Source organism: Streptomyces sp. NPDC002773, assembly GCF_040295605.1.
Classification (GTDB): Bacteria; Actinomycetota; Actinomycetes; order Streptomycetales; family Streptomycetaceae; genus Streptomyces.
On sequence record NZ_JBEOVO010000008.1, the window covers coordinates 1 to 24,061 of the forward strand.

A 24,061-nucleotide genomic window follows, 5' to 3' on the forward strand; every position below is an offset into this window, starting at 1 on the left:
CGGCGGTTTGCGTACCCCGGGGCCCCCCCCCCCCCCCGGGGGGGGGGGGGGGGGGGGGGCGGCCCCCCCCCCCCCCCCCCCGGCCGGAGGGGGCCGGTCAGAAGGCGCCGTAGTTGACCTGCCAGGTGGGCAGGCCCATGCGGCGCCAGAGGGCGACGACGCGGTCGCGGTCGTCGAGGGAGACGCGGACGGCGTAGCGGTGGCGTACGTGGGCGTCGAAGAGCTCCGCCTTCACGAGGTCGTCGCCGCGGCCGTCGCCGGAGGCCCGCATCCACAGTTCGTCGTAGGGCACCTCGTGACGGGCGAGCCAGCTCTCGGTGAGCGCGCGGTGGTCCTCGCTCCGGCCGGACAGGAGGACGATCCGGTCGCTCTCGCTGTGCCGGAAGGCGCGCAGGGCGTCCCGTACGGAGACGTTGAGCAGGTCGCGGTCGCAGCGCGTGAAGTCGTACGGGCCGCGGTCGACGCGCAGGGCGAGGGTGCCGTCGATGTCGCACATGACGGCGGTGGGGAGGCTCGGGTCGGCGACGTAGGGCTCGACGGCCGCCTGGTCGTTGAGCCAGTCCGCGGTGAGCCGCCAGCCGCCCCGGGTGGCCTTGGCGTGCTTGTCGGCGAGGATGCGGATGACCTCCTCGCCGACGGGCCGCTCGCGGCCCGCGTCGCGGCGGACGCACTCGTCGACGGGCACGGAGGTGAAGTCGTGCACGGCGAAGGTGGCCAGGCCCGCGACGGCGGCCTTCAGCCGCTTCGGGACGTGCGGGGTCAGATGGGTGTTGTCGACGACGACGTCGAAGCCGTCGTCGACGGCCGCGCGGACGGCGGCGTCCTGGATGCCGAGGACGGTCTGCTCATGGGTGCGGGAGCGGCCGCGGTCCGTGGCCGGGAGGTCGAGCATGGCGCGGAGGTCGTCGAGGTTCACCCGGCGTACGCGTCCCTCTGCGGCGGCCTGGAGGGCGCGGGCGGCCGTCGTCTTCCCGGAGGCCGGGAGGCCGGTCATGACGTGAACGACAGGCACGGTCAGTTCTCCTGGTCGGTGGCGAAGGGGTCGGTGGCCTCGGGGCGGAGCTGTCGCCACACGAGGAGGTCGGTGGGGCGTCCGTCGAGGCGCAGGAACAGCGCGGCGCGCAGGCCCCGGTCGGACACGCCCGCGGCGGCGCGGGCGAAGGCGCCGCGGTCGCCGGCGAGGTGGGCCAGGCGGGCGTACGCCTCGTCGACGGCCCGCTCGCGGTCGGTGGCGGCCTCTTCGAGACGGGCGATCACCTGGCGCACCCAGGCGTCGAACTCGTCCGGCACCTGCTCGAGAAGGGCGTCGAGGGGCTTGCCGCCGGAGGCCTCGACGTCGGTGACGGCGCAGCCGAGGCCCTTGGCGAGCTCGCCTGCCGGCAGGGCGGCGAACCGCTGGATGCCGTGGCCGCGCCAGATGTCGCGTTCGGTGACTCCGGTGAGCACCTTGTGGAGGCGTACGTACTCGGCGAGCTTCGCCTTGGCGCGCACACCGGACGCGAAGCGCAGGACGAAGCCCTCGGCGTCGGTGCCGGTGGCCCGCCCGCCGCCCGGGAGGGTGTTGGACTCGGTGAGGGCGACGAGCTCGTCGACGCTCATGGCGGGCCAGGTACGGACGATCGACCCGACGGCGTCCCATCCGACGGCGGCCTCGGCGAGCGGGATCTCGGTGCCGTCACGGCCGAAGGCGGCGAGCAGGACGAGGTCGCGGCGCTCGCCGTAGTTCACGACGATGCGGTTGCCCGGGTAGAGGATCTCCGCGAGGTACGTGACACCCGGCGTCAGGCCGGTGGAGTCGGCGGCGTCGAGCCGGCGCTGCGCCCAGGTCGCCTGGGCGCTGGTGAAGGAGCCCTTGGAGGCGACGCGCCAGCGGCCGTCGTAGTGGAAGACGACGGCGAGGCTGCCGTCGACCTTGTCGTACACCTCGAACGGCTCGTCGGGGAGCGGCGGCGCGTAGGGGCGGCCGGTGGTGTGCTCGGACACGTTGAAGAACTTGGGGAGGGGGAGCGCGACGATCCGCCCGGTGGCGTCGTCGGCGACGAGTCCGCGGCAGCGCGTGGTCGCCCGGTTCCAGTGCTGGCCGTACTGGCACGCGCGCGTGTACGTGTAGATCGACAGCGGCAGCTCGGGGTGCCGCTTGCGCGTGACGTGCCCGTCCGCGAGTGCGGAGGCGAGCTCGTCGGACGGCATCAGGTCGTGCAGAGTCAGGGTCGCCTGGCTCATGGGGTCCCTCCCGGGTGTTCGGTGATCCATTCTCGGCCGGTGGGGCCCCGAGGGACAGCGAATATCCGGCCGGGGGGCCCGGAGGGGGCGGTGCGCGGGCTCCCGAACCCGGGCGTGTCGGTGGTGCCCCGTAGACTCGCCGTCTCCCCGTCGGTGACGTAACCGGCGCAGACGAAGGAAGCGAGCCCCATGAACCACGCGGACGGCACGGCACCGATCTACGCCGAGCTCATACGGGAGCGGGGGGATGTTCCGGGTGACGTCCGCCAGGTCGCGGAGGAGGTTCTGCGGGACCTGAGCCGGGTCATCCAGGTGCCGCCGCAGGGCGTCGCCGGGCCGCAGGGCCCGGGCCAGCACCCCGGTGCCGGTGGTCAGATGGGCGCTGGTGGGCAGATGGGGGCCGGGGGGCAGATGGGTGCTGGTGGGCACATGGGTGCCGGGGGGCAGATGGGTTCCGGCGGGCCGATGGGGAACGGCGGACCGATGGGTTCCGGCGGTCCGATGGGTTCCGGTGGCCAGATGGGGGTCACCGGTCCGATGGGCGTCGTGGGCCAGGCGGGCGCCGTCCTGCCGCACCGGCCGCTGCGCTAGCCGTCGCATCCGCTCGCTCTCCGCTCCGGGCCCGTTTCCGCGGGATCCGGGCGTTGTCAGTGCCTCCGGCCATGCTGGGTACCGGACGGCCTGTGCCGCGGTGGGGCGGGCTGCAAACGGTGATCAGGGGATGACGACATGGCCGAGGTTCTGCTGTTCCACCACGCGCTCGGGCTGACGGAGGGCGTCGGCGCGTTCGCCGGCGAGCTGCGGCGGGCCGGCCACACGGTGCACGTACCCGACCTGTACGAGGGGCGTACGTTCACCGACCTGGAGGCCGGCGCCGCGCACGCCCAGGAGATCGGTTTCGAGGCGCTCGTGGCGCGCGGCGAGCGGGCCGCCGAGGGGCTGCCGGCCGGGATCGTGCTCGCCGGGTTCTCGCTCGGTGTGCTGCCCGCGCAGAAGCTGGCGCAGACGAGGGCGGGGGCGCTCGGCGCCCTGCTGTTCAGCGCCTGTGTGCCGGTGACGGAGTTCGGCGGGGCCTGGCCGGAGGGCGTACCCGTGCAGGTGCACGGGATGGACTCCGATCCGTTCTTCGTCGACGAGGGGGATCTGGCGGCGGCCCGCGCGCTGGTCGCGGACGCGGCGGACCGGAGGCTGTTCCTCTACCCGGGGAGCGCGCACCTGTTCGCGGAGCGCGGCGCGCCGTCCCATGTGCCGGAGGCGGCGGCGCTCTGTCTGGAGCGGGTGCTGTGTTTCCTGGGCGGCCTGAAGCGCTGAGGGCCGGTGTCCGAGGGCCGGGCGGGTCAACCGTTCGGTCGACCCCGGTGTCGTCCGTCCCGCTGCCGGTGGGGGGCCGGCTGTCGGACCGTACGGGGTCGGATGCGGGCGGAGTATCGGAGCAGGGTGCGGGGCTGTCTCCCGACGGCGCCGCCCGTGTCCGCCGCACCGAGGAGTCCGCCATGCCGAAGATCCGCCGCGCGTCCCGTGCCACCCGCGTGCTCGTGCCCGCCGTGCTGAGCGTCGCCGTGCTCGCCGGGTGTGCCCAGGGATCCGGAGGGGCGGCCTCCGCGTCGGGGACGAAGCCGTCGGCCGGGGTGTCACCCGGCTCGGCGTCGCCCACGGCCGGTTCCTCCGCCACCGTGACGCCCGCCCCGGCCGGCGGGCCGGCACCGGGCACGCTCCTGGTCTCCGACTTCGGCTCCGACACGGTCACGTTCGTCGACCCCGAGCGGGGTGCCACGGGTTCCGTGAAGGTCGGCACCGCGCCGTACGGTCTGGCCGTCGGGGAGGACGGGCGGGCCTGGGTGGCGACCGCGGAGGGCGTGGCGGTGGTGGACACGGCGACCCGGCAGCGGCTCGCCCTGATCCCGTACGAGACGGACGCCGGGCCCGTGACCACGGGCGAGTACCGGGGCGGCGGCATGGGCATCGCGCTCGCCCCTGACGGACGCCGGGCCTACGTGGGGGTCCACGTGCCCGACGGGAACGGCGCCCTGGAGGTGATCGACACGGCGGCGCTGCGCGTCACGGACACCGTGCCGGTGGGCCGGCGCCCGTTCGACGTGGACGTGTCGCGGGACGGCGCGGAGGTGTACGCGACGAACCACGACTCCTTCGACGTCACGGTCGTCACGGCGGGGACGCTGGAGCCGCGCCGGGTGGAGGTCGCCCCGTACGGCACGGAGGGCGGGCTCGGTTCCTGGCTCAAGCCGCACTACACGGCCGTGCGGCCCTCGGACGGAAAGCTGCTGCTGCCCTTCGAGGGCGAGCGGCTCGCGGTCGTCGACCCCCGGACGGGGCGGACGACGATCGAGCCGATGACGGCGGACACCCATCAGCACGGCGCCACGGTGACCGCCGACGGGACGCTCCTGACGGTGGGCACGGGGCCGATCGACCCGGACGTGGACCGCGGGCCCTCCCTGACGGTCCGGTCGCCCGGCGGGGCCGAGCGGGTCTACCCCCTGGAGGGGCCGCACGAGAGCGTGGCCGTGTCGGAGGACGGGCGGACCGCGTATGTGACCGGCGGGTTCACCCGGGACGGGTACTGGGACGGCCTCAGCGTCGTCGACCTGGACTCGGGCGAGACGCGTCGCCTCGCCGCGGGCTCGCGGCCGCTGGGGATCGTTGTCCTCTGACCGCCCCGTCCCGGGCCGGGGCGGTGGAACGGCCGCGAGGGGGTAGCCGAACGGCGTGCCGGTGCCCGCGCGGCCGCCGCCGAGCCGGGGCGGACCACGCCGAAGGGCGATCCGGACGTAATAAGGATAAAAAGGGTGAACCACGGATAGTCAGCCGCAGATTGCCCCCTGGGGCTGGCACGCTCCAACGGAAGGGCGGACAGCGTGACGCGACCGAGGATTCTCGTGGTGGGCGCCGGATTCGCCGGCGTGGCCTGCGTACGGCGGCTCGAACGGCGGCTCGCGGAGCGGGAGGCGCAGATCGCGCTGCTCTCGCCGTTCTCGTACCAGCTGTACCTGCCACTGCTCCCCCAGGTGGCGGCGGGGGTGCTGACCCCGCAGTCGGTCGCGCTGTCGTTGCGGCGCAGCGAGCGGCACCGGACCCGGATCGTGCCCGGTGGTGTGGTCGGGGTGGACACGGCGGCGAAGGTCTGCGTGGTGCGGACGATCTCCGGTGAGTACGTGACCGAGCCGTACGACCATCTTGTGCTCGCGCCCGGGAGTGTGACCCGCAGCTTCGACATCCCGGGGCTCGCCGAGCACGCGCGCGGGATGAAGACGCTCGCGGAGGCCGTGTACATCCGCGACCACGTCATCGCCCAGCTGGACCTGGCGGACGCGAGCACCGACGAGGAGGAACGGGCCGCGCGGCTGCAGTTCGTGGTGGTCGGCGGCGGTTACGCGGGCACCGAGACGGCGGCCTGCCTCCAGCAGCTCACCTGCAACGCGGTCAAGCGGTACCCCCGGATCGACCCGAAGCTGATCAAGTGGCATCTGGTGGACATCGCGCCGAAGCTGATGCCCGAGCTGGGCGACAAGCTGGGCGCCGCCGCGATGGACATCCTGACCAAGCGCGGCATCGAGGTGTCGCTCGGGGTGTCGGTGGGCTCGGTGGACGAGAAGACGGTGACGCTCACGGACGGGCGGGTGCTGCCGAGCCGGACGCTGATCTGGACGGCCGGGGTGGCGGCGAGTCCGCTGATCGGCACGCTCGGCACGGAGACCTTGCGGGGCCGGGCCGTCGTCTCGGCGGAGATGGCGGTGCCGGGGCTCGACGGGGTGTGGGCGCTGGGTGACGCGGCGGCCGTGCCGGACCTCGCCAAGGGCGAGGAGGGCGCGATCTGTCCGCCGACCGCGCAGCACGCGATGCGGCAGGGGAAGGCCGTCGCGGACAATCTGGTCGCGACGCTGCGCGGGGAGGCGACGCACCCGTACCGGCACAAGGATCTGGGGCTCGTGGTGGACCTCGGCGGGATGGACGGGGTCTCGAAGCCGCTGGGTGTGGAGCTGCACGGGATGCCGGCGCAGGCCGTGGCCCGGGCCTACCACTGGGGGGCACTGCGGACCAATGTGGCCAAGACCCGGGTGATGACGAACTGGCTGCTGAACGCGGTGGCCGGGGACGACTTCGTACGGACGGGGTTCCTGGCGTCGAAGTCGGGCACCCTGCGGGACTTCGAGTACACCGACGCGTATCTGACCCCGGAACAGGTCCGCGAACACACGGCCTCGTTCCGCGGGGCGGTCGGAACGGGCGGACGCTGAGGCCCGGCGCGGGGCGCGACGCCGCCGGGTCCGGGCGCGGAGGCGCACGTCAGGCCCGACGGCCGCGGGCCCGGGGGGGCGAGTCGGCGTCAGACCCGACGCCCCCGGGCCGGGGGGGGCGAGCCGGCGTCAGGCCCTGACGCCCCCGCACCGGTGCGTCGGCCCCGCACTGGGGCCCGACGCACCGGAGCCCGAGGCCCCGGATCGGGGCCCCGCCCCCGCCCCCGGGCGCTCAGCGCCCGAGCGTGGGGGCCGGGCCCATGACGACGACGGGGTCCCTGGACGGGTCGAGGGCGCGCAGCAGTTCGCGAAGGTCCTCGCGTTCCAGGGCCACGCAGGCCTGGGTGGGTCCGCCGTGGTCGACGTGGATCCAGACCCCGCCGCCCTTCCCCGGGCCGAGCGGGCGTTCCTTGTCGAGCGGGGTCCGGCCGGGTACGCGGTTGTAGTCGATGGCGATGACATGGTCGAAGGAGCCTTCGAGGGATTCGCCGGAGAAGCCGGTGCCGCTGATGGCGAACTCCCTGTCCTGGTCGTACGGGATACGGGCGCCGGGATCGGGCAGTCGGCCGCCGGCGTCGCCGAGCCGGAAGACCCCGATCGGGGTGCGCAGGTCGCCGGCGACGTGGTCCTCGGTCCAGCCCCGGAGCGCGTTGTGGGCGGGCCACGGTCCGGCGGCCGCGGTCCAGCGGCCGCCGGGGGCCCGTTCGTACAGCGTCGCGGTGGCCGTGTTGTCGCCTGTGGTGGCGCCGGTGACGACGAGGGCCTGGGTGGTGCCGTCGGGGACGAGGGCGTGGGTGGCGGGGCCGATACCGGGGATCCGGGGTGCGGGGGCCGGGGCGGAGGGGCTGCTCGCCGACTGCCCTGGACCGCCCACCACGCCGGCCGCGCCCGCGGGGCGGGAGTCACCGGCGGGCGGGGCCGAGGTGGGCGGCCCGGCGGGCGCGGGAGCGGATGGCGCGGTACTCGCGCAGCCGGTGAGCAACAGGGCCGCGCACAGTGTGCCGGCGCTCAGCAGGGCGGGTGCGCCCTTGCGGACGGACATGGACGGATCCTCCTGGCCGGGGGCAGTGCTGCGATCCGTACCCGTTCGGCGGGCGCCACTACGGCCCCACCGACGCCCTCACCCGTACGGCCGCGTCCGCTTGTCCGACCGGGCGACACGGTGCCGTTCGTGACGTTGCGGCTCGCCTGACCCGCAGAACCTGACGAACCGTCAGATGGGTGCGTCGCGGGTCTGGGAACCTTCGGGGTCCGGCGCTACCCTCCGCGCATGATTCGGACGGTGGTGTGGGGTACCGGGAATGTCGGGCGCGCGGCGATCCGTGCCGTGGACGCTCATCCAGGGCTTGAGCTCGTGGCCGTGCTGGTCTCCGATCCGGCGAAGGTCGGGCGGGACGCGGGGTGGCTCGCGGGGCTCGGGCGCGAGCTCGGGGTGGTGGCCGTCGACGACGTCGGCGCGGTGCTCGGCGGGCGGCCCGGGGCGGTGGTGTACGCGGCGTCCGGCGACACCCGGCCCGACGGGGCGCTCGACGACGTGGCGCGTGCGGTACGGGCCGGCGCGGTGGTCGTGACGCCCGCGCTCTATCCGCTGTACGACCAGCGCAACGCACCGCCCGAGTTCCGGGATCCGGTGCTCGCGGCCGTCGCCGAGGGGGGCGGTTCGCTGTTCGTGTCGGGCGTCGATCCCGGCTGGGGCAACGACGTGCTGCCGCTGCTCGTGAGCGGGCTCGGCAGCACCGTGGACGTGATCCGCTGTCAGGAGATCTTCGACTACTCGACGTACGAGCAGGAGGAGTCGGTCCGGGACCTGATCGGGATGGGCCGGCCGATGGCGTACGAGCCGCCGATGCTGCTGCCGTCGGTGCCGACGATGGTGTGGGGCGGGCAGATACGCCTGATGGCCCGCGCGCTCGGCGCCGAGCTCGACGACATCCGCGAGACGGTGGACCGGCGTCCGCTGGAGTCGACCGTGAAGACCCGGACGATGGGCGTCTTCGAGGCGGGCACGCAGGGCGCGATCCGCTTCGAGGTGCAGGGGATCGTCGACGGGGAGCCCCGGATCGTGATCGAGCACGTGACCCGTATCCACCCCTCCTGCGCTCCGGACTGGCCGGTCCCGCCGGACGGGGCGGGGGCGCACCGCGTGATCGTCGAGGGCAGCCCCCGGATCGAGGTGACGGTGGCCGCGACCGCCGAGGGCGACAACCGGTCGGCGGGCGGGAACGCCACGGCGGTGGGCCGACTCGTCGGGGCGATCGACTGGCTGGTGGCGGCGGAGCCGGGACTGTACGACGCGCTGGACGTGCCGTTGCGGCCGGCGGTCGGGAAGCTGGGAAGGAGATCACAATGATCATCGACATTCCCGAGGGCCAGGAGCCGATCGGGTACGTGTGGGGCGACATGGTCCCGGAGATCGGCACGGCGGCGGCGAACTTCTCGCTGTCGGTGTACGCCCATACGACCCTCGGACTGCGCGAGTTCGAGGCGGCCCGGCTGCGGATCGCGCAGATCAACGGCTGCGGCTTCTGCCTGGACTGGCGTACCGACCGGGACGGCGAGAAGGTCGAGGAGGGCTTCGACGAGGTCGTCGCGGCGTGGCGCGAGACGGAGGTCTCGGAGTCCTTCGACGAGCGGACGCGGCTCGCGGCCGAGTACGCGGAGCGGTACGCGCTCGACCACCACGGTCTGGACGAGGAGTTCTGGGGCCGGATGACGGCGCGGTACAGCCAGGCGGAGATCGTGGAGCTGACCATGAGCCTGGGCTCGTGGCTGGCGTTCGGGCGGCTCAACCGGGTGCTGGGGCTCGACACGGTGTGCGTGCTGCCGACGCATTGAGGGCGTGGGTGCGGGCGTGGGCGTGGGTGTGCGGATCGGGCCGGCCGGGGGGACCCGGTCGGCCCGCCCGCGTCAGCCGTCAGAAGTCCTCGGCGACGATGCGTTCGATGTTGCGTTCGGCGAGGGCCGTGATGGTGACGAACGGGTTGACGCTGGCGTTGCCGGGGATCAGGGCGCCGTCGATGACGTACAGGCCGTGATAGCCGTGGAGCCGGCCGTGGTTGTCGGTCGCGCGGCCCAGGACCGCGCCGCCGAGCGGGTGGTACGTGAGGTGGTCACCCCAGATCTTGTACGTGCCGAAGAGGTCGGTGCGGTAGATCGTGCCCTCCTTGGCGTTGATCTTGTCGAAGATGGTCTTCGCCGCGTCGATGGAGGTCTGCTTCCAGGCCCGGTCCCAGCTTAGGTCGACCTTGCCGGTGGCCGCGTTCCAGGTGAACTCGGCCCGGTGGGGGGTCTTGGTGATGGAGAGGTAGAAGGAGGCGTAGGTCTCGATGCCGGTGGGCAGCGGGGCGACCTCGGCGAAGGCGCCGCCGGCGTCCCAGTTGTCGATGCCCGCGGTGGGCATGGCCGACTGGAGCTTGCCGGTCGCGTCCCACATGTGGTTGGCGCGGCCGCACATGACGTTGCCGTTGTCGCCCCAGCCCTTGCCGATCTGGTCGTTGAGGGCGGGCAGGGCGCCGGTGGCCTTCAGGCGGGTGAGGAGTTTGCTCGTCCCGACGCTTCCGGCGGCGAAGAAGACCTTGTCGGCGGTGACGGTCTTGCTCGCGAGGGTGGCGCCTGTGGTGTCGATCTGGTCGACGGCGACGGTGTAGCCGCCGCCGGGCCGGGGGGTGACGGAGGTGACCTTGTGCAGCGCGGAGACGGTGACGCGGCCGGTGGCGGCGGCCTGGGCGAGGTAGGTCTTCTGGAGCGTCTTCTTGCCGGCGTTGTTGCCGTAGATGACCTCGCCGTCCAGGGCCGACTTCGGTACGGCTCCGGCGGCTTCCTTCTTCATGTACTCCCAGTCGTAGACGTTCGGGACGAAGACGAAGGGGAACCCGGAGCGCTGGGCGTGCTTGCGGCCGACGCGGGCGTACTGGTAGCAGGCGGTGCTCTCCCACCAGGCCTCGTCCACGGCGGTGACGCCGAGGCCGGCGTTGGCACGCGGGTAGTAGGTGGAGTACATCTCCCCCGCGTCGACGGTGGGGAGGATGGCGGCGAAGTTCTCGCGGCGGGGAGTGACGGCCATGCCGCCGTTCACGAGGGAGCCGCCGCCGACGCCACGGCCCTGGTAGACGGTGATGCCGGCGAAGTCCTCGGCGTCGAGGATGCCGGTGTGGCGGGGGACGTCCTTGTCGAGGGGGAAGCCGAGGAAGTTGCTGAGGGGCTGCTTGGTGCGGGTCCGCAACCAGAAGGAGCGGTAGTCGGGCCGGGTGGTGTTGGCGAAGATCTTGCCGTCTGATCCGGGGGCGTCCCAGGCCATCCCCATCTCGACCATGTGGACGGGGACCCCCGCACGGGCCAGCCGGAGGGCGGCGACGGAGCCGCCGTACCCGGTGCCGATGACGAGGGCGCGGACGTGGGTGCCGGTGGGGAGGGGAGTGCTGGGGATGGCGGTGAGGCCGGTGTCGGCGTGGGCGGGGGCGGCGTGGGCGGCGAGGGCCGCGGCGCCGAGAAGAGAACCTGTTCCTGCGAGGAACCGGCGGCGGTTGACACGGCCGGTTCCCAGGGCAGGCAGGGAGCGTTCACTCATGTGATGTTCCTCACTCGTGAGCGAATGGGAACATGTTCTACTGTCGGCGACCGGGGAAGTCACGAGAAACCGACGGGTAACTTCGTCGGGTCGTCAAGGCCCTCGGGCCGCCGGCGAGGCGCGCGGTGAGCAGCTCGGCGGTGGCGAGGGCTACGTGCGCGAGGGCGTTGGCTCCGGCTCGCGGGCGGGCGGGGGGGTGCTCCGCCCGCGAGTCGGGGTTCTGGGGTGCTGGTCGGGGCCGGTCAGGCCCTGACCGGCGGATGCTCCCTACGCGCGGGCGGCGACGGCCGAGGCCGAGCGGGAGGCGCCGGTGGCGAGAGCGGGTTCCACGCGGACCGGTCCTTCGAGGAGGCGGCGCAGGAGGGCGGTGCCGCGGGCCGGGTCGCCCGCGGCGCCGTCGGCCAGGAGCGTGGCGAGGACGGCGATCCGGGCCTGGGCGGCGCGGAGCGTACCGGTGAGCAGCGCTCCGGCGGCGACCAGGTCGACGGCGCCGCCGCCGGTGTAGATCTCGGCGAGCGGGCCCGCCGGGACCCGGGTGGTCACGGCGACGAGGACACCGTCGGCGACCGCGTCGGCCACGGCGGCGACGATCTCGGGGGTGGCGTTGCCCGCGCCGGTCGCTTCGAGGACGATGCCCCGGGCGCCGGCGGCGACGGCCGCGTTCAGCAGGAACGGGTCGCCGTCGGAGTGGTGGGAGATGATGTCGACGCGGGGCAGCGGGGCGGGCCCGGGGGCGCCGGGGGTCGCCGTGTGCGCGGCGGCGGGGAGCGGCAGCGGCGTCGGGCGCTCCGGCCGGCGCTCGATGTCGACGCGGGAGAACCCGACCCGGCCCAGGCGCTCGGCCGAGGGGTCGGAGAAGGCGTCGGCGGCGAGCGTCTGGCTCTTGACGGTGCCTCGGGCGGCATGGACCCGGCCGTCGAAGACGACGAGGACGCCGAGGTCGCTGACGGTGCAGGCGACCTGGAGCGCGTCGTACAAGTTGCCGGGGCCGTCCCCGTCGCCGGTGCCGAAGGGGCGCTGGGCGCCGGTGAGGACGACCGGGCGGACGTCGGTGTGGTGGAGGTCCAGGAGGAAGGCGGTCTCCTCCAGGGTGTCGGTGCCGTGGGTGACCACGATGCCGTCGACGCCGGGGTCGGCGAGGGTCTCGTGCACGGTGCGCAGGAGGGCCAGCTGGTGGGCCGCGGTCATACGGGAGCTGTTGACGTTGAACAGGTCGACGATCTCGACGGTGACGCCCTCCGGGAGGGGGGCGGTGGCCATGACGTCACTGCCGGAGGCGTCGGCGGCGTAGCCGGTGCCCTGCCAGCGGCTCGCGATCGTGCCGCCGGTGCTGATGACGACGATCCGGCGCGCTCCCCCGTCGTTCGTCCGCTTCATGCCTGCCGTCCTTACTCGTACCGAAATCGCCGTGCGCCGCAACGGTAGGGCAGAAGGCGCGCAAGACGATTGCGAAATCAGCCGAAGGAAGGTTTCGGCGTGGTAGATAATTGCGCCATGGACCGAATCGATCTCCATATCTTGCGCGAGCTTCAGAACGACGGCCGGCTGAGCAACCAGGAGCTGGCCCAGCGGGTGGGCCTCAGCCCCTCGCCCTGTCTGCGCCGGGTGCGCCAGCTGGAGCAGGACGGGGTGATCCAGGGCTACCGGGCGATCATCGACCCGGGCGCGGTGGGGCGCGGGTTCGAGGTCCTCGTCTCGGTGGAGGTGCGGCGGGACCGGGAGACGGTCGAGGCCTTCGAGGCGGCGCTGCAGGACGTGCCGGACGTCATCGAGGCGTACCGGCTGTTCGGGAGCCCGGGGTGCCTCCTCCGGATCGCGGTGGCCGACCTCGCGGCGTACGAGCGGCTGTGGATCGAGCGTCTGACGACGCTCGCCGGGGTCACCGAGGTCAACTCGCAGATCATCATGAAGCGCATCAAGGAGCCGAAGGGGATGCCGGTGGACGTTCGGGGCGCCTGACCCGCCCGGACGGAGACGGCGCGCGTCCCGCTGCCGGGCGCGGCTCCGTCGTATGCGAGAACGTCACAGAAAATCCTCCTCCCGGTTACACGGCCGGTCCCCCCGCCGTGTCACGCTCCCGGCTGACAAGAAGTCAACACGCGTAGAACGCGGAGCCGTTGAGCGGGCTCCGCGTTCCCTCGCGTGACGTCCCCGGGAAAGGGCACCCCCCATGTCCGTTGCACAGACCGGCCGCTGGAAGGCGTGGACGGCATCCATAGCCGCCGCCCTCGTCACCCTCACCCTTCCGACGGTCACCGCGACTCCCGCGAGCGCCACGACCACCGCGTACGACAGCACGTACTACAAGAACGCGATCGGCAAGACCGGCACGAGCCTCAAGTCCTCGCTGCACACGATCATCAGCAGCCAGACCAAGATCTCGTACGACGCGGTCTGGAACGCCCTGAAGGTCACCGACCAGGACCCCGCCAACGCCAACAACGTGACCCTGCTCTACAGCGGCGTCTCGCGCAGCAAGTCCCTCAACGGCGGTGACGTGGGCGACTGGAATCGCGAGCACGTGTGGGCGCAGTCCCACGGGAGCTTCGGCACCTCGGCCGGCCCCGGCACCGACCTGCACCATCTGCGCGCCTGCGACGTCCAGGTCAACAGCATCCGCGGCAACAAGGACTGGGACACCGGCGGCAGCCCGGTCAGCGGCGCCTCCGGCAGCTACACGGACAGCAACTCGTTCGAGCCGCGCAACGCCGACAAGGGCGACGTGGCCCGGATGATCCTCTACATGGCCGTCCGCTACGAGGGCGACGACGCCTGGGCGGACCTGGAGCCCAACGAGTCGACCAGCAACGGCAGCGTCCCCTGGCACGGCCGCCTCTCGGTCCTGAAGCAGTGGAACGAGCAGGACCCGCCGAGCGCCTTCGAGGAGCGTCGCAACGACCTGATCTTCGGCACCTACCAGGGCAACCGGAACCCGTTCATCGACCACCCGGAGTGGGTCGAGGCGATCTGGTAGCCCGACCGCGTCGGAACCGCACGGAGCCGGGCCGGGCTCGCCGTACCCGGCCCGGCTCCGTGCGTGTCGGCCGTGCATGCCGGCCGTGCATGTCGACCCGTACGTCTGACCGCTCCCGGCCCCTTCAAACGCCAAATGGCGGATGTTCTCACGCTCTTCGAGTAGACGTAGGACACACCTCAGAGGCGTTACGCATCCGTTATAAACGGTGACTTTGACCCGTTTTGCTCGCCTTTGCCGTGTGGCGAAGTAGTCATTCCAGCCACCTGAATCGCCAGAGCATCTATCACGTCCGGCCGTCCGGAACAAGCCCTCAGCCCCAGGAAGTTCCGAGGCCCACTCGGTAGCTTCGGCGCCCATGACCACAGCTCACATGACAGCCCAGGTCGACGGCATCCGCATCGGCCCCGCCGGCATCGACGACGGCGCCGCACTCTGGCGGATCGCACGCGGCACGGGGGAACTGGACCTCAACTCGCCCTACAGCTATCTGCTGTGGTGCCGCGACTTCGCCGACACGACCGCCGTCGCCCGTGCCGCCTCCGGACGCCCGATCGGCTTCGTCACCGGCTACCTGCGGCCGGACGCACCCGACACGCTCTTCGTCTGGCAGGTCGCCGTGGAGGGTTCGCACCGCGGAAGCGGGGTAGCCGGGACCCTGCTCGACGCCCTGACCACTCGGGTCGCGGCCGAGCACGGAGTCAGCCGAGTCGAGGCCACCGTCACCCCGGGGAACCTCGCCTCCGACCGGCTGTTCCGGTCCTACGCGCGTCGGCACGGCGCGGACCTGACGCAGGAGGTGCTGTTCCCTTCGGCCGCCTTCCCCGCGGCAGGACACGAGTCCGAGGTGCTGTACCGCATCGGCCCCCTCGGTCCCTCGGCGTCCTGAGCCGGTCCCCCGGCGCCCCCAGCCGTCGTCCGCACGCACCACGCACCCGAACCACACCTGGAGAAGAGACTCCGTGACCCTGATCGACATCGCCGCCCCCTCCGTCTTCGAGGCCCTCGAGTCCGAGGTCCGCAGCTACTGCCGTGCCTGGCCCGTCGTCTTCGAACGCGCCAGTGGCAGCCGGCTGTACGACGAGCACGGGCGTCCGTACCTCGACTTCTTCGCCGGCGCGGGCTCACTCAACTACGGCCACAACAACCCCGTCCTCAAGCGGGCACTCCTGGACTACCTCGCCGACGACGGGATCACCCACGGTCTCGACATGTCGACGACCGCCAAACGCGACTTCCTGGAGACCTTCCACGAGACGGTCCTCGAACCCCGCGCCCTGCCCTACAAGGTGATGTTCCCCGGCCCCACCGGCACCAACGCCGTGGAAGCCGCCCTGAAACTCGCCCGCAAGGTCACCGGGCGCCAGACAGTGGTCTCGTTCACCAACGCCTTCCACGGAATGTCGCTCGGCTCGCTGGCCGTCACCGGCAACGCCGCCAAGCGCGCCGGCGCGGGCGTCCCGCTGCACCACGCCATCCGGATGCCCTTCGACGACTACCTCGACGGACAGGTCCCCGACTTCCTCTGGTTCGAGCGGCTCCTGGGCGACGCCGGCTCCGGCCTCGACCACCCGGCGGCCGTGATCGTCGAGACCGTCCAGGGCGAGGGCGGCATCAACGTCGCACGGGCCGAGTGGCTGCGCGGGCTCGCGGAGCTCTGCCGCCGGCACGACATGCTCCTCATCGTCGACGACATCCAGATGGGCTGCGGGCGCACCGGCGACTTCTTCTCCTTCGAGGAAGCCGGCATCACGCCCGACATCGTCACCCTGTCCAAGTCCATCAGCGGCTACGGACTCCCGATGGCCCTCTGCCTGTTCCGGCAGGAGCTCGACGTGTGGGAGCCCGGCGAGCACAACGGGACCTTCCGCGGCAACAACCCCGCCTTCGTCACCGCCACAGCCGCCCTCGACGCCCACTGGCGCGACGGCGCCCTGCGCGAGCGCACCCTGAGCCGGGCCGGCCGGGTGGAGAGCGCCCTCCTCGACCTGTGCGGGGACGGCGGGCGCATGGGCGTCTCGGTCCGCGGCCGCGGACTGGTGTGGGGTCTGGAGTTCGCCGACGGGGACCGCGCCGCGGCGGTGTGCCGCCGCGCCTTCGAGACCGGGCTGCTCGTGGAGACCTCGGGTCCGAGCGGCGAGGTGGTCAAGCTGCTGCCGCCGCTGACCGCCACGGACGAGGACCTCGACGAGGGTCTCGGCATCCTGGCCCGTTCGGTCCGCCACACCGCCTGACCCCACCGGACCCGCCCCGCACACGCGACACGCAGCACGTACCGAGCACGCACGGAAAGGCAACACCCCATGATCGTCCGTTCCTTCGACGAGCTGGAGAACACCGAGCGGCATGTGAGGGCCGCCTCGGGCACGTGGGAGAGCAAGCGCATCCTCCTCGCCCGCGAGCGCGTCGGCTTCTCCCTCCACGAGACGGTGCTGTACGCGGGCACCGAGACGTCCATGTGGTACGCGCACCACGTCGAGGCCGTCGTCTGCACAGAGGGCGAGGCCGAGCTCACCGACCACGAGACGGGCCGCACGTACACGATCGTGCCCGGAACGATGTACCTGCTCGACGGGCACGAGCGCCACACCCTCAAGGTCAAGCGGGACTTCCGCTGCCTCTGCGTCTTCAACCCGCCCGTCACCGGGCGCGAGGACCACGACGAGAACGGCGTCTACCCCCTGCTCACCGAGCCGGACGAGTCCGTCCGCGAAGAGAGCTGAGCCACGGCGCGGCACCCGGCGACCGAACGAACCCGTACAGGAAGGAAGGCACGCTCCCTCATGACCTCCGCACCCACCCGCCCCGTCGACCTCTACCCCACCCGTGGCCCCAAGGAGGAGCTGATCGGCCGCAAGGACCCGGTCGTGTGGTCCGAGCCCGGCACGGCGGGGCCGTTCTGGGCCCGTGAACTGGAGGAGTACGACCGCGACGGCTTCATCACGGTGGACGAACTCGTCGCCCCACACGAGGTCGACGAGCTGCGGGCGGAGCTGAACCGGCTCGTCACCGATCCCGCCGTACGGACGGACGAACGGGCGATCGTCGAACCCCGCTCCCAGGAGATACGTTCCGTCTTCGAGGTCCACCGCATCAGCGAGGTCTTCGCCAAGCTGGCCGAGGACCCGCGGATCGTGGGGCGCGCCCGGCAGATCCTCGGCTCGGACGTCTACGTCCACCAGTCGCGGGTCAACGTCAAGCCAGGCTTCGGCGCCAGCGGCTTCTACTGGCACTCCGACTTCGAGACCTGGCACGCCGAGGACGGCCTGCCGAGGATGCGGACCGTGTCGGTGTCGATCGCGCTCACCCCGAACCACACCACCAACGGCAGTCTGATGATCATGCCGGGTTCGCACCGGACCTTCCTCGGCTGCGAGGGTGCCACGCCCCAGGACAACTACAAGAAGTCGCTGCGGATGCAGGACGCCGGCATCCCGTCCGACGAGGCGCTGACCACCTTCGCCGACGCCTGCGGCATCCGCCACTTCACCGGCCCCGCGGGGTCCGCCACCTGGTTCGACTGCAACGCGCTGCACGGGTCGGGCGACAACATCACCCCGTACCCCCGGAGCAATGTGTTCCTCGTCTTCAACAGCGTCGAGAACCAGCCCGAGGCGCCCTTCGCCGCCCCGGTCCGGCGGCCCTCCTTCATCGCCGCGCGCCCGTGATCCGATGACAGCCGAGAGGGGTGTACGGCTCAGCCGTACACCCCTCGGTCGTTCCTCCGTGGCCTTCAGTCGTCCGTGCCCGACTCGACCAGACCTTCCCTGAGCCGGTTCAGGCTCCGAGCAAGCAGTCGCGAGACATGCATCTGCGAGACGCCGAGCCGCTCGCCGATCTGGGTCTGGGTCAGCTCCTCGACGAAGCGGAGGTGCAGCAGCACCCGGTCGCGTTCCTCGAGGGCCTCCACGAGCGGGGCGAGAGTGTGGAAGTCCTCGAACAGCTCGATCGCCGGGTCCTCCTGGCCGATGAGGTCGGCCAGGGCGGCGTCGTCGTCCTCGCTGTCGGGGCCGCCGATCGTGGCGTCGAGGGACGTGGAGTTGTAGCCGTTGGCGGCCACCTGGGCCTCGACGACCTCGTCCTCGGACAGCTCCATCAGCGGCGCGAGCTCCGCGACGCGGGGGGCCCGGCCGAGCCGCGAGCTCAACTCGTCGGTCGCCTTCGCCAGCTCCACCCGCGCCTCCTGGAGCCGGCGGGGCACGTGCACCGCCCAGGTGGTGTCACGGAAGAAACGCTTGATCTCCCCCACGATGTACGGCACGGCGAAGGTGGCGAACTCCACCTCGCGCGACAGGTCGAAGCGGTCGATCGCCTTGATCAGACCGACCATGCCGACCTGGACGATGTCCTCCATCTCGTCGCCCCGCGCACGGAACCGCCCGGCCGCGTACCGCACCAGCGACATGTTCATCTCGATCAGCGTGTTCCGTACGTACTGATGGCCCTCCGTGCCCTCCTCCCGTACGGCCAGTTCACGGAAGAACATCTTCGACAGGGCACGCGCGTCCTGGGGCGCGAGCCGGTGGGGTGCGTCGAGAACCGGCAGGTCCTCACGCGTACCGTTCGTCACGTACGTCGTCGTCGCCTGGGCCGGCTGGGTCCGCACGGGATCAACCTCCTCCTGCTCGCGGTCAGTTCAGCGATCCTGGTTCTCGTACCCCGGCTTGCCGTGGGCACTCCACTCCATTCGGACCCTTTCCTCCCGTGGGGTCGGAGGCATCAGGGCGTGAGGAACGGGCAGGCGAACCCTGTCACCTGATGACGAACCAGGAAGAAAGGGACTTGTGATGAAGATCCGGAGCGACATCCTGTCCCGGGCGGCCGGCCCCCATGGCGCGGGGTACGGCGGATCGTCCCCGGTCCGTACCCCGGCCCAGGCGCGGCAGCTCGTCCGCCACGCGCTCGCGGCTCTCGGCCCTCTGCATCCCTCCCAGGTCGAGGATCTGCTCCTCGTCACCTCGGAGCTGGTCACGAACTCGCTCCGCCACGGAGGCGGGGTCACCGGCTTCGGGATCAGGGTCGGGCCGGACCGGGTGACCGTGTCCGTGGCCGACGCCAGCGGGGTCGCCCCGCTCTACCAGCCCCGCGAGGAACTGCGTCCCGGCGGCTACGGCTGGCCGATCGTGCTGCGGCTGTGCCGTGACGTCTCCGTGGACACCCGCCCGGACGGCAAGACCATCCACGCGACGGTGACGATCGACCGATGAGCAGGCCCACCGCGGGAGAGTCGCGCGAGAGCCGCGGAGGAGCCGCGGAAAGAGAGGGGTGGCCACGCCGTTCGCGTGGCCACCCCTCTCGTGTGGCGCGGAAACCGTCCGGTGCGGACGGACACGGACTCAGAGAAGGTCCCGTCGGTCGTTGTCGGTCACGGTGGTGGTCGGCGGGACCACGAGCCGACGCCGCCTCAGGATGCTGGTATAGACCGCCGTTCCGATGATGCCGACGGCCATGAGGATCAGACCGACCAGATCGAGGTTGACCCCCTCGACCTCCCAGTCGGACGCGAACGTGAGAATGGCTCCGACCGCGATCAGGATGATGCAGACACCCAGACCCATGATTCCTCCCTAGTGGGTGAGATGGGCATCGGCTACCCCGGTCCTTCCGGCTCATCCCGTGCCCCCGGTTTTGGATTGTCGGAGGATCATCAATACGATCCGGCGATGATCACGAGAAGACGGCTGGCGACCGGGGCCTGCGCGCTGCTCGCCGCCCTGGGCGTCGCGCTCCTGCCGACGAGCGCGACCGCCGACGAGCCGGTGGCGAAGGAATCCCCCAAGGTCGAGCTGGTCCTCGACGTCAGCGGCTCCATGCGGGCCGAGGACATCGACGGCAAGTCCCGGATGGCCGCGGCCAAGCAGGCCTTCAACGAGGTCCTGGACGCGGTGCCCGAGGAGGTCCGGCTGGGCATCCGCACACTGGGCGCCGACTACCCGGGGCCGGACCGCAAGCGGGGCTGCAAGGACACCCGGCAGCTCTACCCGGTGGGCCCGCTCGACCGGACCGAGGCGAAGACCGCCGTGGCCACCCTGGCCCCGACGGGCTGGACCCCGATCGGCCCTGCGCTGCTCGGCGCGGCCGAGGACCTGGAGGGCGGCGACGCCACCCGCAGGATCGTGCTCATCACGGACGGCGAGGACACCTGCGCCCCGCTCGACCCCTGCCAGGTGGCGCGGGAGATCGCGGCGAAGGGCATCCACCTCGTCATCGACACCCTGGGTCTGGTGCCGAACGCCAAGACCCGGCAGCAGCTCACCTGCATCGCGGAGGCGACCGGAGGCACGTACACCTCGGTCCACCGCACCGAGGACCTCTCCCGCCGGGTCCGCCAACTGGTCGACCGCGCCGCCGACCCGGTCGTCACGCCCGTGGCCACCGAGGGCGCCGGGCGCTGCGCCGACGCGCCGCAGCTCAAGCCCGGCCTGTACACCGACCGCGAGACCTTCGGCCAGCACCGCTGGTACCGGGTGGACCTGCTGCCCGGTCAGGAGCTGCGCGCCTCCGTCAGCGTGTCGGCCGACCGGGCCGTCGACAACGACTACGGGGTGCTGCTCCGCGCCGTCACCCGGCACGGCCGGGAGATCGTGCGCGGCTCCGAGGCGGGCGACGGGCGTACCGACGTCATCTCGACGGGCCTGCGCTATCCGAAGCCGGAGCTGGACGACGGGCCTGGGGACGCCAAGCCGGCCGCCGAGACGGTCTGCCTCCAGGTCAGCAACTCGTTCTCCGCTCCCCCGTCGGTCAAGAGGACGCCTGGCATGCCGATCGAGCTGACGGTGGACGTCGTCGACGGCCCGTCGACCGCCTCGGACGTGGCCTCGTTCGGTCTCGGCCGCGGCTGGTGGCTGCTGGGCGCGCTCGTGCTCGTCGGCTTCCTGGCCGGTCTGCTCTGGGGCTGGGTGTCCCGCTGGCGCGTCGCTGTCTGGAGGACCCACTGATGCGTACCGTACGCATGCTCGCCGCGGCCGCGCTCACGGGCGCCGCTCTCCTCGGTCTCGCGGCGCCGGGCGCCCTGGCCGACTCCCCCTCCGCGTCGGCGGACCCGAGCGGGGACACCGGCTCCACGGCGGGCCCGACGGAGGCGGGCACCACGTTCCGGACCGCCGCGCGGTTCCTTCCCGGGCAGCAGGCCACCGCGCGGGCCGCCACGGGTGACTACCTGTACTGGGTGTTCCCGGCGGACACCGGTCAGCGGCCGACGGTGAAGGCCACCGTGACGCTGCCCGACACGGCTCTGCGGCACGGGCCGACGACCTGGCGGGTCGACGTGTACGACGGGCTGCGGCGCCGTCAGCCGTGCATGTACGGGACGCAGTCCCGTACGGCGGCGAAGGAGACCGCGGCCGTGGAACTCGCCTGTGTGCTGCGGCCGGTCCGCGCCGCGGCCGACGCCTGGGCGAACGACCCGCTGCCCGGCAGCTATTACATACGGCTGACCGTCACGGGCCTGCCGGACGAGGACCTCGGCCAGCCGTTCTCGGCCCGGATCGGGGTGACGACCGTCGACGAGGGCGGCGCCTACGCCTCGGACGGCGCGCTCGCCGCGCCGCTCGTGCCGGGGGCGACGACCGCGGACCAGGCGGAGGCCGACGCCGAGGCGGGCCGGCCCTCGGCCGTCGAGGCGGCGGCCCCCGAGGACGGCTGGGCCTCCGGATGGTGGTCCGACCGCTGGCTCTGGACCGCGGCGGGCGGCGTGCTCGCGGCGCTCGCGGGCGTCGGCGGCTATGTGTTGACGCGCGGCGCGGGACGCCCGTCCCGGGTCCCTCCGGCCGCCTGACGGTCACGCGCACGTAGGCCCCCGCCGGGACGGCGGGGGCCTACGTGGTTCCGTGGGCTCACCGGCGGGCGGGGAAACCGTGGACGCGGGCTCCGGCCACGAGAGCCACCACCGGGACGAGCAGGACGAGCACGGTCCAGGGCAGGGCGCCCGCGCCGAGGACGTCGAGCAGGACACCGCCCGCGAGGCCGCCGGCCGCCATGGCCGCGTTCCAGAGGCTGACCAGCATGGTCTGCGCGGTGTCGGCGGCGTCCCCACCCGCGTCCGCGACGGCGGTCTGGAGCAGGGTGGGCGCGCCGCCCCAGCCGAACCCCCAGAGCGCGGCGGCCGTCAGGGCGAGCGCGGTGCTGCCGGCCGGGTCGGCGAACGCGGCGGCAGGGACGGCGAGTACGGCGGCCGCCACGGCGAACAGGATCGTCCCCGCGAGGGTCAGGATCCGCAGCCTGCGGTCGATGTGCCGGCCGGTGAACCAGATCCCGGCCAGCGAGGCGGCGCCGAAGACGAGCAGGACGAGCCCGGTGGAGCCGGCCAGGCCGAGGTGCCCGAGGTAGGCGGCGACGTAGGTGTAGAGGACGGTGTGGGCCAGGACGAGCGTGAAGGTGGCGGCCAGGACCGGAAGGACACCGGGCACCTTCAGGGTGCGGGCGACCGGCGCCCGCCCGCCGGGGGCCTCGCCGGGCAGGTCGGGGACGGCGAGCGCGATCCAGCCGAGGAGCACGACGGCGATGACGGTCATGGCGGTGAACGCCGTGCGCCAGCCCACGGCCTCGCCGAGGAAGGTGCCGGCCGGCACGCCGAGGGAGAGCGCGAGCGGGATGCCGGTCATCGCGACGGCTACGGCCCGGCCCTGGAGGTGCGGCGGGGCGATCCGGCGGGCGTACCCCGCGAGCAGGGCCCAGGCGACGCCCGCGGCGACCCCGGCGAGGAACCGGGCGCCCATGGTGAGGGCGTACGAGGAGGAGAAGGCCGTGACGGTGTTGGCGGCGGCGAATCCGGCGACCGAGGTGAGCAGCAGGCGCTTGCGGCGCCATCCGGCGGTGCGCGCGGCCAGGGGTACGGCGGTGAGGGCCGTCCCGAGGGCGTAGACGGTGACGGACTGGCCCATGGCGGCCTCACCGACGCCGAGGTCGGCGCTCATGGCGGGCAGGACGCCGGCGGGGAGGGTCTCGGTGAGGCTGGTGACGAAGACGGCGGTGGCGAGGGCGAGCAGGGCGAGGAGCGGGAGCCGCCCGGAGGGGGCGGGTGCGTCCGTGGCGGGGAGCGCGGCGGAACGGGCCGCCGCTGTCGTGTGGTTGGCCATGGACCTATGCTGAAACCCTCACATTGATGTGAAGGTCAAGCGGGTCCTGGGAAGGGAGTTCCATGCGGATCGGGGAGCTGTCGGAGCGCACCGGAACACCGCGCAGACTGCTGCGCTACTACGAGGAGCAGGGTCTCATCGTCGCGGACCGGCAGCCCAACGGCTACCGGGAGTACGACGGGTCGAACGTGGACCGGGTCCTGCAGATCCGGGGCCTCCTGGACGCCGGTCTGCCGACCCGGATCATCAAGCAGATCCTGCCGTGCCTGAACAAGCCGCGCGTCATCCACTTCCCGGACGCCACCCCGGAGATGCTGGCCACCCTGGAGGAGGAGCGGGACCGGATGACCGAGCGGATCTGCTGCCTCACCCGGAACCGGGACGCGGTGGCGGAGTACCTGGACGCGGTACGCGCGAAGCCCGCGGCGGCGTCGGCGTAGCCGGTCACGGAGGCGTCGGCGTAGCCGCTCACGGGACGACCGCTCACTCCATCCGGCGGGCCCCCTCCAGGACGGCCTGGCGGATGCGGTGGTAGGTGCCGCAGCGGCAGATGTTGCGGATCGTGTCGAGGTCGGCCTCGGTGATCTCCCGGCCGGCCTCCCTGGCCCGACGGACCTCCGCCACCGCGGTCATGATCTGGCCCGGCTGGCAGTAGCCGCACTGGGCGACGTCGAGGTCGAGCCAGGCCTCCTGCATCGGGTGGAGTTCGCTCCCCACGGTGTCCGGGAGGCCCTCGATGGTGGTGACCTCGTCGTCCGGTCCGAGTTCCTCGACGGGCACGGCGCAGGGCGTGAACGCCTTGCCGTTGAGGTGGCTCGTACAGGCCCGGCAGACGCCGACCCCGCAGCCGTACTTGGGTCCGGTGGCGCCGAGGACGTCGCGGAGGACCCACAGGAGCCGGACGTCGCCCTCGACCTCGGCGGTGACGGCCTTGCCGTTCAGGATGAAGGTGTGCTGCGGCACG

At 72.5% G+C, this 24,061-nt stretch carries 25 protein-coding genes; 16 read left to right on the forward strand and 9 right to left on the reverse strand.

Annotated features, from left to right (window positions below; genetic code table 11):
• Nucleotides 1-97 precede the first annotated feature (97 nt).
• A complete protein-coding gene (locus ABT034_RS12815; RefSeq protein WP_351214273.1) occupies nt 98-1,012 on the reverse strand; it encodes a phosphatase domain-containing protein in 915 nt (304 codons plus the stop codon).
• 2 nt (nt 1,013-1,014) lie between these two features.
• Nucleotides 1,015-2,223 (reverse strand): RNA ligase, encoded by a 1,209-nt coding sequence (locus ABT034_RS12820; protein WP_351214275.1) that lies wholly within the window; start codon nt 2,221-2,223, stop codon nt 1,015-1,017.
• A gap of 189 nt (nt 2,224-2,412) precedes the next feature.
• Between ABT034_RS12820 and ABT034_RS12825 the strand changes: the two genes are divergently transcribed.
• The 4 genes from ABT034_RS12825 to ABT034_RS12840 all read left to right on the forward strand — a co-directional run bounded on the left by ABT034_RS12825 (nt 2,413) and on the right by ABT034_RS12840 (nt 6,479).
• The gene (locus tag ABT034_RS12825) at nt 2,413-2,814 is read left to right on the forward strand and encodes a hypothetical protein (protein WP_351214277.1); all 402 of its coding nucleotides are present in this window, start codon (nt 2,413-2,415) and stop codon (nt 2,812-2,814) included.
• 138 nt (nt 2,815-2,952) lie between these two features.
• Nucleotides 2,953-3,534 carry a dienelactone hydrolase family protein gene (locus tag ABT034_RS12830; protein WP_351214279.1) on the forward strand — a complete coding sequence of 194 codons (582 nt, stop codon included), beginning with the start codon at nt 2,953-2,955 and terminating at the stop codon, nt 3,532-3,534.
• A gap of 182 nt (nt 3,535-3,716) precedes the next feature.
• The gene (locus tag ABT034_RS12835) at nt 3,717-4,895 is read left to right on the forward strand and encodes a YncE family protein (RefSeq protein ID WP_351214281.1); all 1,179 of its coding nucleotides are present in this window, start codon (nt 3,717-3,719) and stop codon (nt 4,893-4,895) included.
• 204 nt (nt 4,896-5,099) lie between these two features.
• The gene (locus ABT034_RS12840) at nt 5,100-6,479 is read left to right on the forward strand and encodes an NAD(P)/FAD-dependent oxidoreductase (RefSeq protein WP_351214283.1); all 1,380 of its coding nucleotides are present in this window, start codon (nt 5,100-5,102) and stop codon (nt 6,477-6,479) included.
• A 232-nt stretch (nt 6,480-6,711) separates the two neighbouring features.
• Here ABT034_RS12840 and ABT034_RS12845 read toward each other — a convergent pair whose 3' ends face one another.
• Nucleotides 6,712-7,521, reverse strand: a complete 810-nt coding sequence (locus ABT034_RS12845; protein ID WP_351214285.1) for a L,D-transpeptidase family protein — start codon at nt 7,519-7,521, stop codon at nt 6,712-6,714.
• Nucleotides 7,522-7,749: 228 nt separating this feature from the next.
• Here ABT034_RS12845 and ABT034_RS12850 point away from each other — a divergent pair, with 228 nt between their 5' ends.
• Both ABT034_RS12850 and ABT034_RS12855 read left to right on the forward strand, forming a co-directional pair.
• Entirely contained in the window at nt 7,750-8,829 is a 1,080-nt protein-coding gene (locus ABT034_RS12850; protein WP_351214287.1) for an NAD(P)H-dependent amine dehydrogenase family protein, read from the forward strand.
• Complete coding sequence (locus tag ABT034_RS12855; RefSeq protein WP_351214289.1) at nt 8,826-9,314, forward strand: carboxymuconolactone decarboxylase family protein; 489 nt, start codon at nt 8,826-8,828, stop codon at nt 9,312-9,314. The genes ABT034_RS12850 and ABT034_RS12855 overlap by 4 nt, the downstream gene beginning before the upstream one ends.
• A 79-nt stretch (nt 9,315-9,393) precedes the next feature.
• Here the strand turns inward: ABT034_RS12855 and ABT034_RS12860 are convergent, their stop codons facing one another.
• Both ABT034_RS12860 and ABT034_RS12865 read right to left on the reverse strand, forming a co-directional pair.
• Entirely contained in the window at nt 9,394-11,046 is a 1,653-nt protein-coding gene (locus tag ABT034_RS12860; RefSeq protein WP_351214291.1) for a GMC oxidoreductase, read from the reverse strand.
• Between the two features lie 267 nt (nt 11,047-11,313).
• Nucleotides 11,314-12,423, reverse strand: a complete 1,110-nt coding sequence (locus tag ABT034_RS12865; RefSeq protein ID WP_351214292.1) for an asparaginase — start codon at nt 12,421-12,423, stop codon at nt 11,314-11,316.
• Between the two features lie 117 nt (nt 12,424-12,540).
• On the opposite strand from ABT034_RS12865, the gene ABT034_RS12870 reads away from it, so the two are divergent.
• The 6 genes from ABT034_RS12870 (at nt 12,541) to thpD (ending at nt 17,688) form a co-directional block, all read left to right on the forward strand.
• On the forward strand, nt 12,541-13,005 hold the full coding sequence (locus tag ABT034_RS12870; protein ID WP_351214294.1) for an Lrp/AsnC family transcriptional regulator: 465 nt from the start codon (nt 12,541-12,543) through the stop codon (nt 13,003-13,005).
• A gap of 211 nt (nt 13,006-13,216) precedes the next feature.
• Nucleotides 13,217-14,020, forward strand: coding sequence for an endonuclease I family protein (locus tag ABT034_RS12875; protein ID WP_351214296.1), 804 nt, complete (start codon nt 13,217-13,219; stop codon nt 14,018-14,020).
• Between the two features lie 358 nt (nt 14,021-14,378).
• Nucleotides 14,379-14,909 (forward strand): diaminobutyrate acetyltransferase, encoded by a 531-nt coding sequence (gene ectA, locus ABT034_RS12880; protein WP_351214298.1) that lies wholly within the window; start codon nt 14,379-14,381, stop codon nt 14,907-14,909.
• Nucleotides 14,910-14,988: 79 nt separating this feature from the next.
• On the forward strand, nt 14,989-16,254 hold the full coding sequence (gene ectB, locus ABT034_RS12885; protein ID WP_351214654.1) for a diaminobutyrate--2-oxoglutarate transaminase: 1,266 nt from the start codon (nt 14,989-14,991) through the stop codon (nt 16,252-16,254).
• A 69-nt stretch (nt 16,255-16,323) separates the two neighbouring features.
• Complete coding sequence (locus ABT034_RS12890; RefSeq protein ID WP_351214300.1) at nt 16,324-16,743, forward strand: ectoine synthase; 420 nt, start codon at nt 16,324-16,326, stop codon at nt 16,741-16,743.
• 60 nt (nt 16,744-16,803) lie between these two features.
• Entirely contained in the window at nt 16,804-17,688 is an 885-nt protein-coding gene (thpD, locus tag ABT034_RS12895; RefSeq protein WP_351214302.1) for an ectoine hydroxylase, read from the forward strand.
• 65 nt (nt 17,689-17,753) lie between these two features.
• On the opposite strand, the gene ABT034_RS12900 is transcribed toward thpD, so the two are convergent.
• Nucleotides 17,754-18,626 (reverse strand): RNA polymerase sigma factor SigF, encoded by an 873-nt coding sequence (locus ABT034_RS12900; protein WP_502972899.1) that lies wholly within the window; start codon nt 18,624-18,626, stop codon nt 17,754-17,756.
• Between the two features lie 181 nt (nt 18,627-18,807).
• On the opposite strand from ABT034_RS12900, the gene ABT034_RS12905 reads away from it, so the two are divergent.
• A complete protein-coding gene (locus ABT034_RS12905) occupies nt 18,808-19,227 on the forward strand; it encodes an ATP-binding protein (protein WP_351214304.1) in 420 nt (139 codons plus the stop codon).
• A 129-nt stretch (nt 19,228-19,356) separates the two neighbouring features.
• On the opposite strand, the gene ABT034_RS12910 is transcribed toward ABT034_RS12905, so the two are convergent.
• Complete coding sequence (locus ABT034_RS12910; RefSeq protein WP_351214306.1) at nt 19,357-19,578, reverse strand: DUF6458 family protein; 222 nt, start codon at nt 19,576-19,578, stop codon at nt 19,357-19,359.
• 105 nt (nt 19,579-19,683) lie between these two features.
• Here ABT034_RS12910 and ABT034_RS12915 point away from each other — a divergent pair, with 105 nt between their 5' ends.
• Both ABT034_RS12915 and ABT034_RS12920 read left to right on the forward strand, forming a co-directional pair.
• Complete coding sequence (locus ABT034_RS12915; RefSeq protein WP_351214307.1) at nt 19,684-20,958, forward strand: VWA domain-containing protein; 1,275 nt, start codon at nt 19,684-19,686, stop codon at nt 20,956-20,958.
• Nucleotides 20,958-21,797 (forward strand): hypothetical protein, encoded by an 840-nt coding sequence (locus tag ABT034_RS12920; protein ID WP_351214309.1) that lies wholly within the window; start codon nt 20,958-20,960, stop codon nt 21,795-21,797. Before ABT034_RS12915 ends, ABT034_RS12920 begins: the two co-directional genes overlap by 1 nt.
• Before the next feature lie 58 nt (nt 21,798-21,855).
• Here ABT034_RS12920 and ABT034_RS12925 read toward each other — a convergent pair whose 3' ends face one another.
• Nucleotides 21,856-23,097 carry an MFS transporter gene (locus tag ABT034_RS12925; RefSeq protein ID WP_351214311.1) on the reverse strand — a complete coding sequence of 414 codons (1,242 nt, stop codon included), beginning with the start codon at nt 23,095-23,097 and terminating at the stop codon, nt 21,856-21,858.
• A 62-nt stretch (nt 23,098-23,159) separates the two neighbouring features.
• Between ABT034_RS12925 and ABT034_RS12930 the strand changes: the two genes are divergently transcribed.
• Nucleotides 23,160-23,537 carry a MerR family transcriptional regulator gene (locus tag ABT034_RS12930; RefSeq protein ID WP_351214313.1) on the forward strand — a complete coding sequence of 126 codons (378 nt, stop codon included), beginning with the start codon at nt 23,160-23,162 and terminating at the stop codon, nt 23,535-23,537.
• Nucleotides 23,538-23,580: 43 nt separating this feature from the next.
• Here ABT034_RS12930 and ABT034_RS12935 read toward each other — a convergent pair whose 3' ends face one another.
• Nucleotides 23,581-24,060, reverse strand: a complete 480-nt coding sequence (locus ABT034_RS12935; RefSeq protein WP_351214315.1) for a (2Fe-2S)-binding protein — start codon at nt 24,058-24,060, stop codon at nt 23,581-23,583.
• Nucleotide 24,061 lies beyond the last annotated feature (1 nt).

Bases quoted from the DNA above. Each gene is read 5' to 3' on its own strand.
- thpD (WP_351214302.1), top strand. From the start codon at position 16,804: ATGACCTCCGCACCCACCCGCCCCGTCGACCTCTACCCCACCCGTGGC.
- ABT034_RS12920 (WP_351214309.1), top strand. From the start codon at position 20,958: ATGCGTACCGTACGCATGCTCGCCGCGGCCGCGCTCACGGGCGCCGCT.
- ABT034_RS12850 (WP_351214287.1), top strand. From the start codon at position 7,750: ATGATTCGGACGGTGGTGTGGGGTACCGGGAATGTCGGGCGCGCGGCG.
- ABT034_RS12825 (WP_351214277.1), top strand. From the start codon at position 2,413: ATGAACCACGCGGACGGCACGGCACCGATCTACGCCGAGCTCATACGG.
- ABT034_RS12905 (WP_351214304.1), top strand. From the start codon at position 18,808: ATGAAGATCCGGAGCGACATCCTGTCCCGGGCGGCCGGCCCCCATGGC.
- ABT034_RS12835 (WP_351214281.1), top strand. From the start codon at position 3,717: ATGCCGAAGATCCGCCGCGCGTCCCGTGCCACCCGCGTGCTCGTGCCC.
- ABT034_RS12930 (WP_351214313.1), top strand. From the start codon at position 23,160: ATGCGGATCGGGGAGCTGTCGGAGCGCACCGGAACACCGCGCAGACTG.
- ABT034_RS12820 (WP_351214275.1), bottom strand. From the start codon at position 2,223: ATGAGCCAGGCGACCCTGACTCTGCACGACCTGATGCCGTCCGACGAG.
- ectA (WP_351214298.1), top strand. From the start codon at position 14,379: ATGACCACAGCTCACATGACAGCCCAGGTCGACGGCATCCGCATCGGC.
- ABT034_RS12870 (WP_351214294.1), top strand. From the start codon at position 12,541: ATGGACCGAATCGATCTCCATATCTTGCGCGAGCTTCAGAACGACGGC.
- ABT034_RS12845 (WP_351214285.1), bottom strand. From the start codon at position 7,521: ATGTCCGTCCGCAAGGGCGCACCCGCCCTGCTGAGCGCCGGCACACTG.
- ABT034_RS12875 (WP_351214296.1), top strand. From the start codon at position 13,217: ATGTCCGTTGCACAGACCGGCCGCTGGAAGGCGTGGACGGCATCCATA.
- ABT034_RS12855 (WP_351214289.1), top strand. From the start codon at position 8,826: ATGATCATCGACATTCCCGAGGGCCAGGAGCCGATCGGGTACGTGTGG.
- ABT034_RS12860 (WP_351214291.1), bottom strand. From the start codon at position 11,046: ATGAGTGAACGCTCCCTGCCTGCCCTGGGAACCGGCCGTGTCAACCGC.
- ABT034_RS12925 (WP_351214311.1), bottom strand. From the start codon at position 23,097: ATGGCCAACCACACGACAGCGGCGGCCCGTTCCGCCGCGCTCCCCGCC.
- ABT034_RS12890 (WP_351214300.1), top strand. From the start codon at position 16,324: ATGATCGTCCGTTCCTTCGACGAGCTGGAGAACACCGAGCGGCATGTG.
- ABT034_RS12915 (WP_351214307.1), top strand. From the start codon at position 19,684: ATGATCACGAGAAGACGGCTGGCGACCGGGGCCTGCGCGCTGCTCGCC.
- ABT034_RS12830 (WP_351214279.1), top strand. From the start codon at position 2,953: ATGGCCGAGGTTCTGCTGTTCCACCACGCGCTCGGGCTGACGGAGGGC.
- ABT034_RS12865 (WP_351214292.1), bottom strand. From the start codon at position 12,423: ATGAAGCGGACGAACGACGGGGGAGCGCGCCGGATCGTCGTCATCAGC.
- ABT034_RS12910 (WP_351214306.1), bottom strand. From the start codon at position 19,578: ATGGGTCTGGGTGTCTGCATCATCCTGATCGCGGTCGGAGCCATTCTC.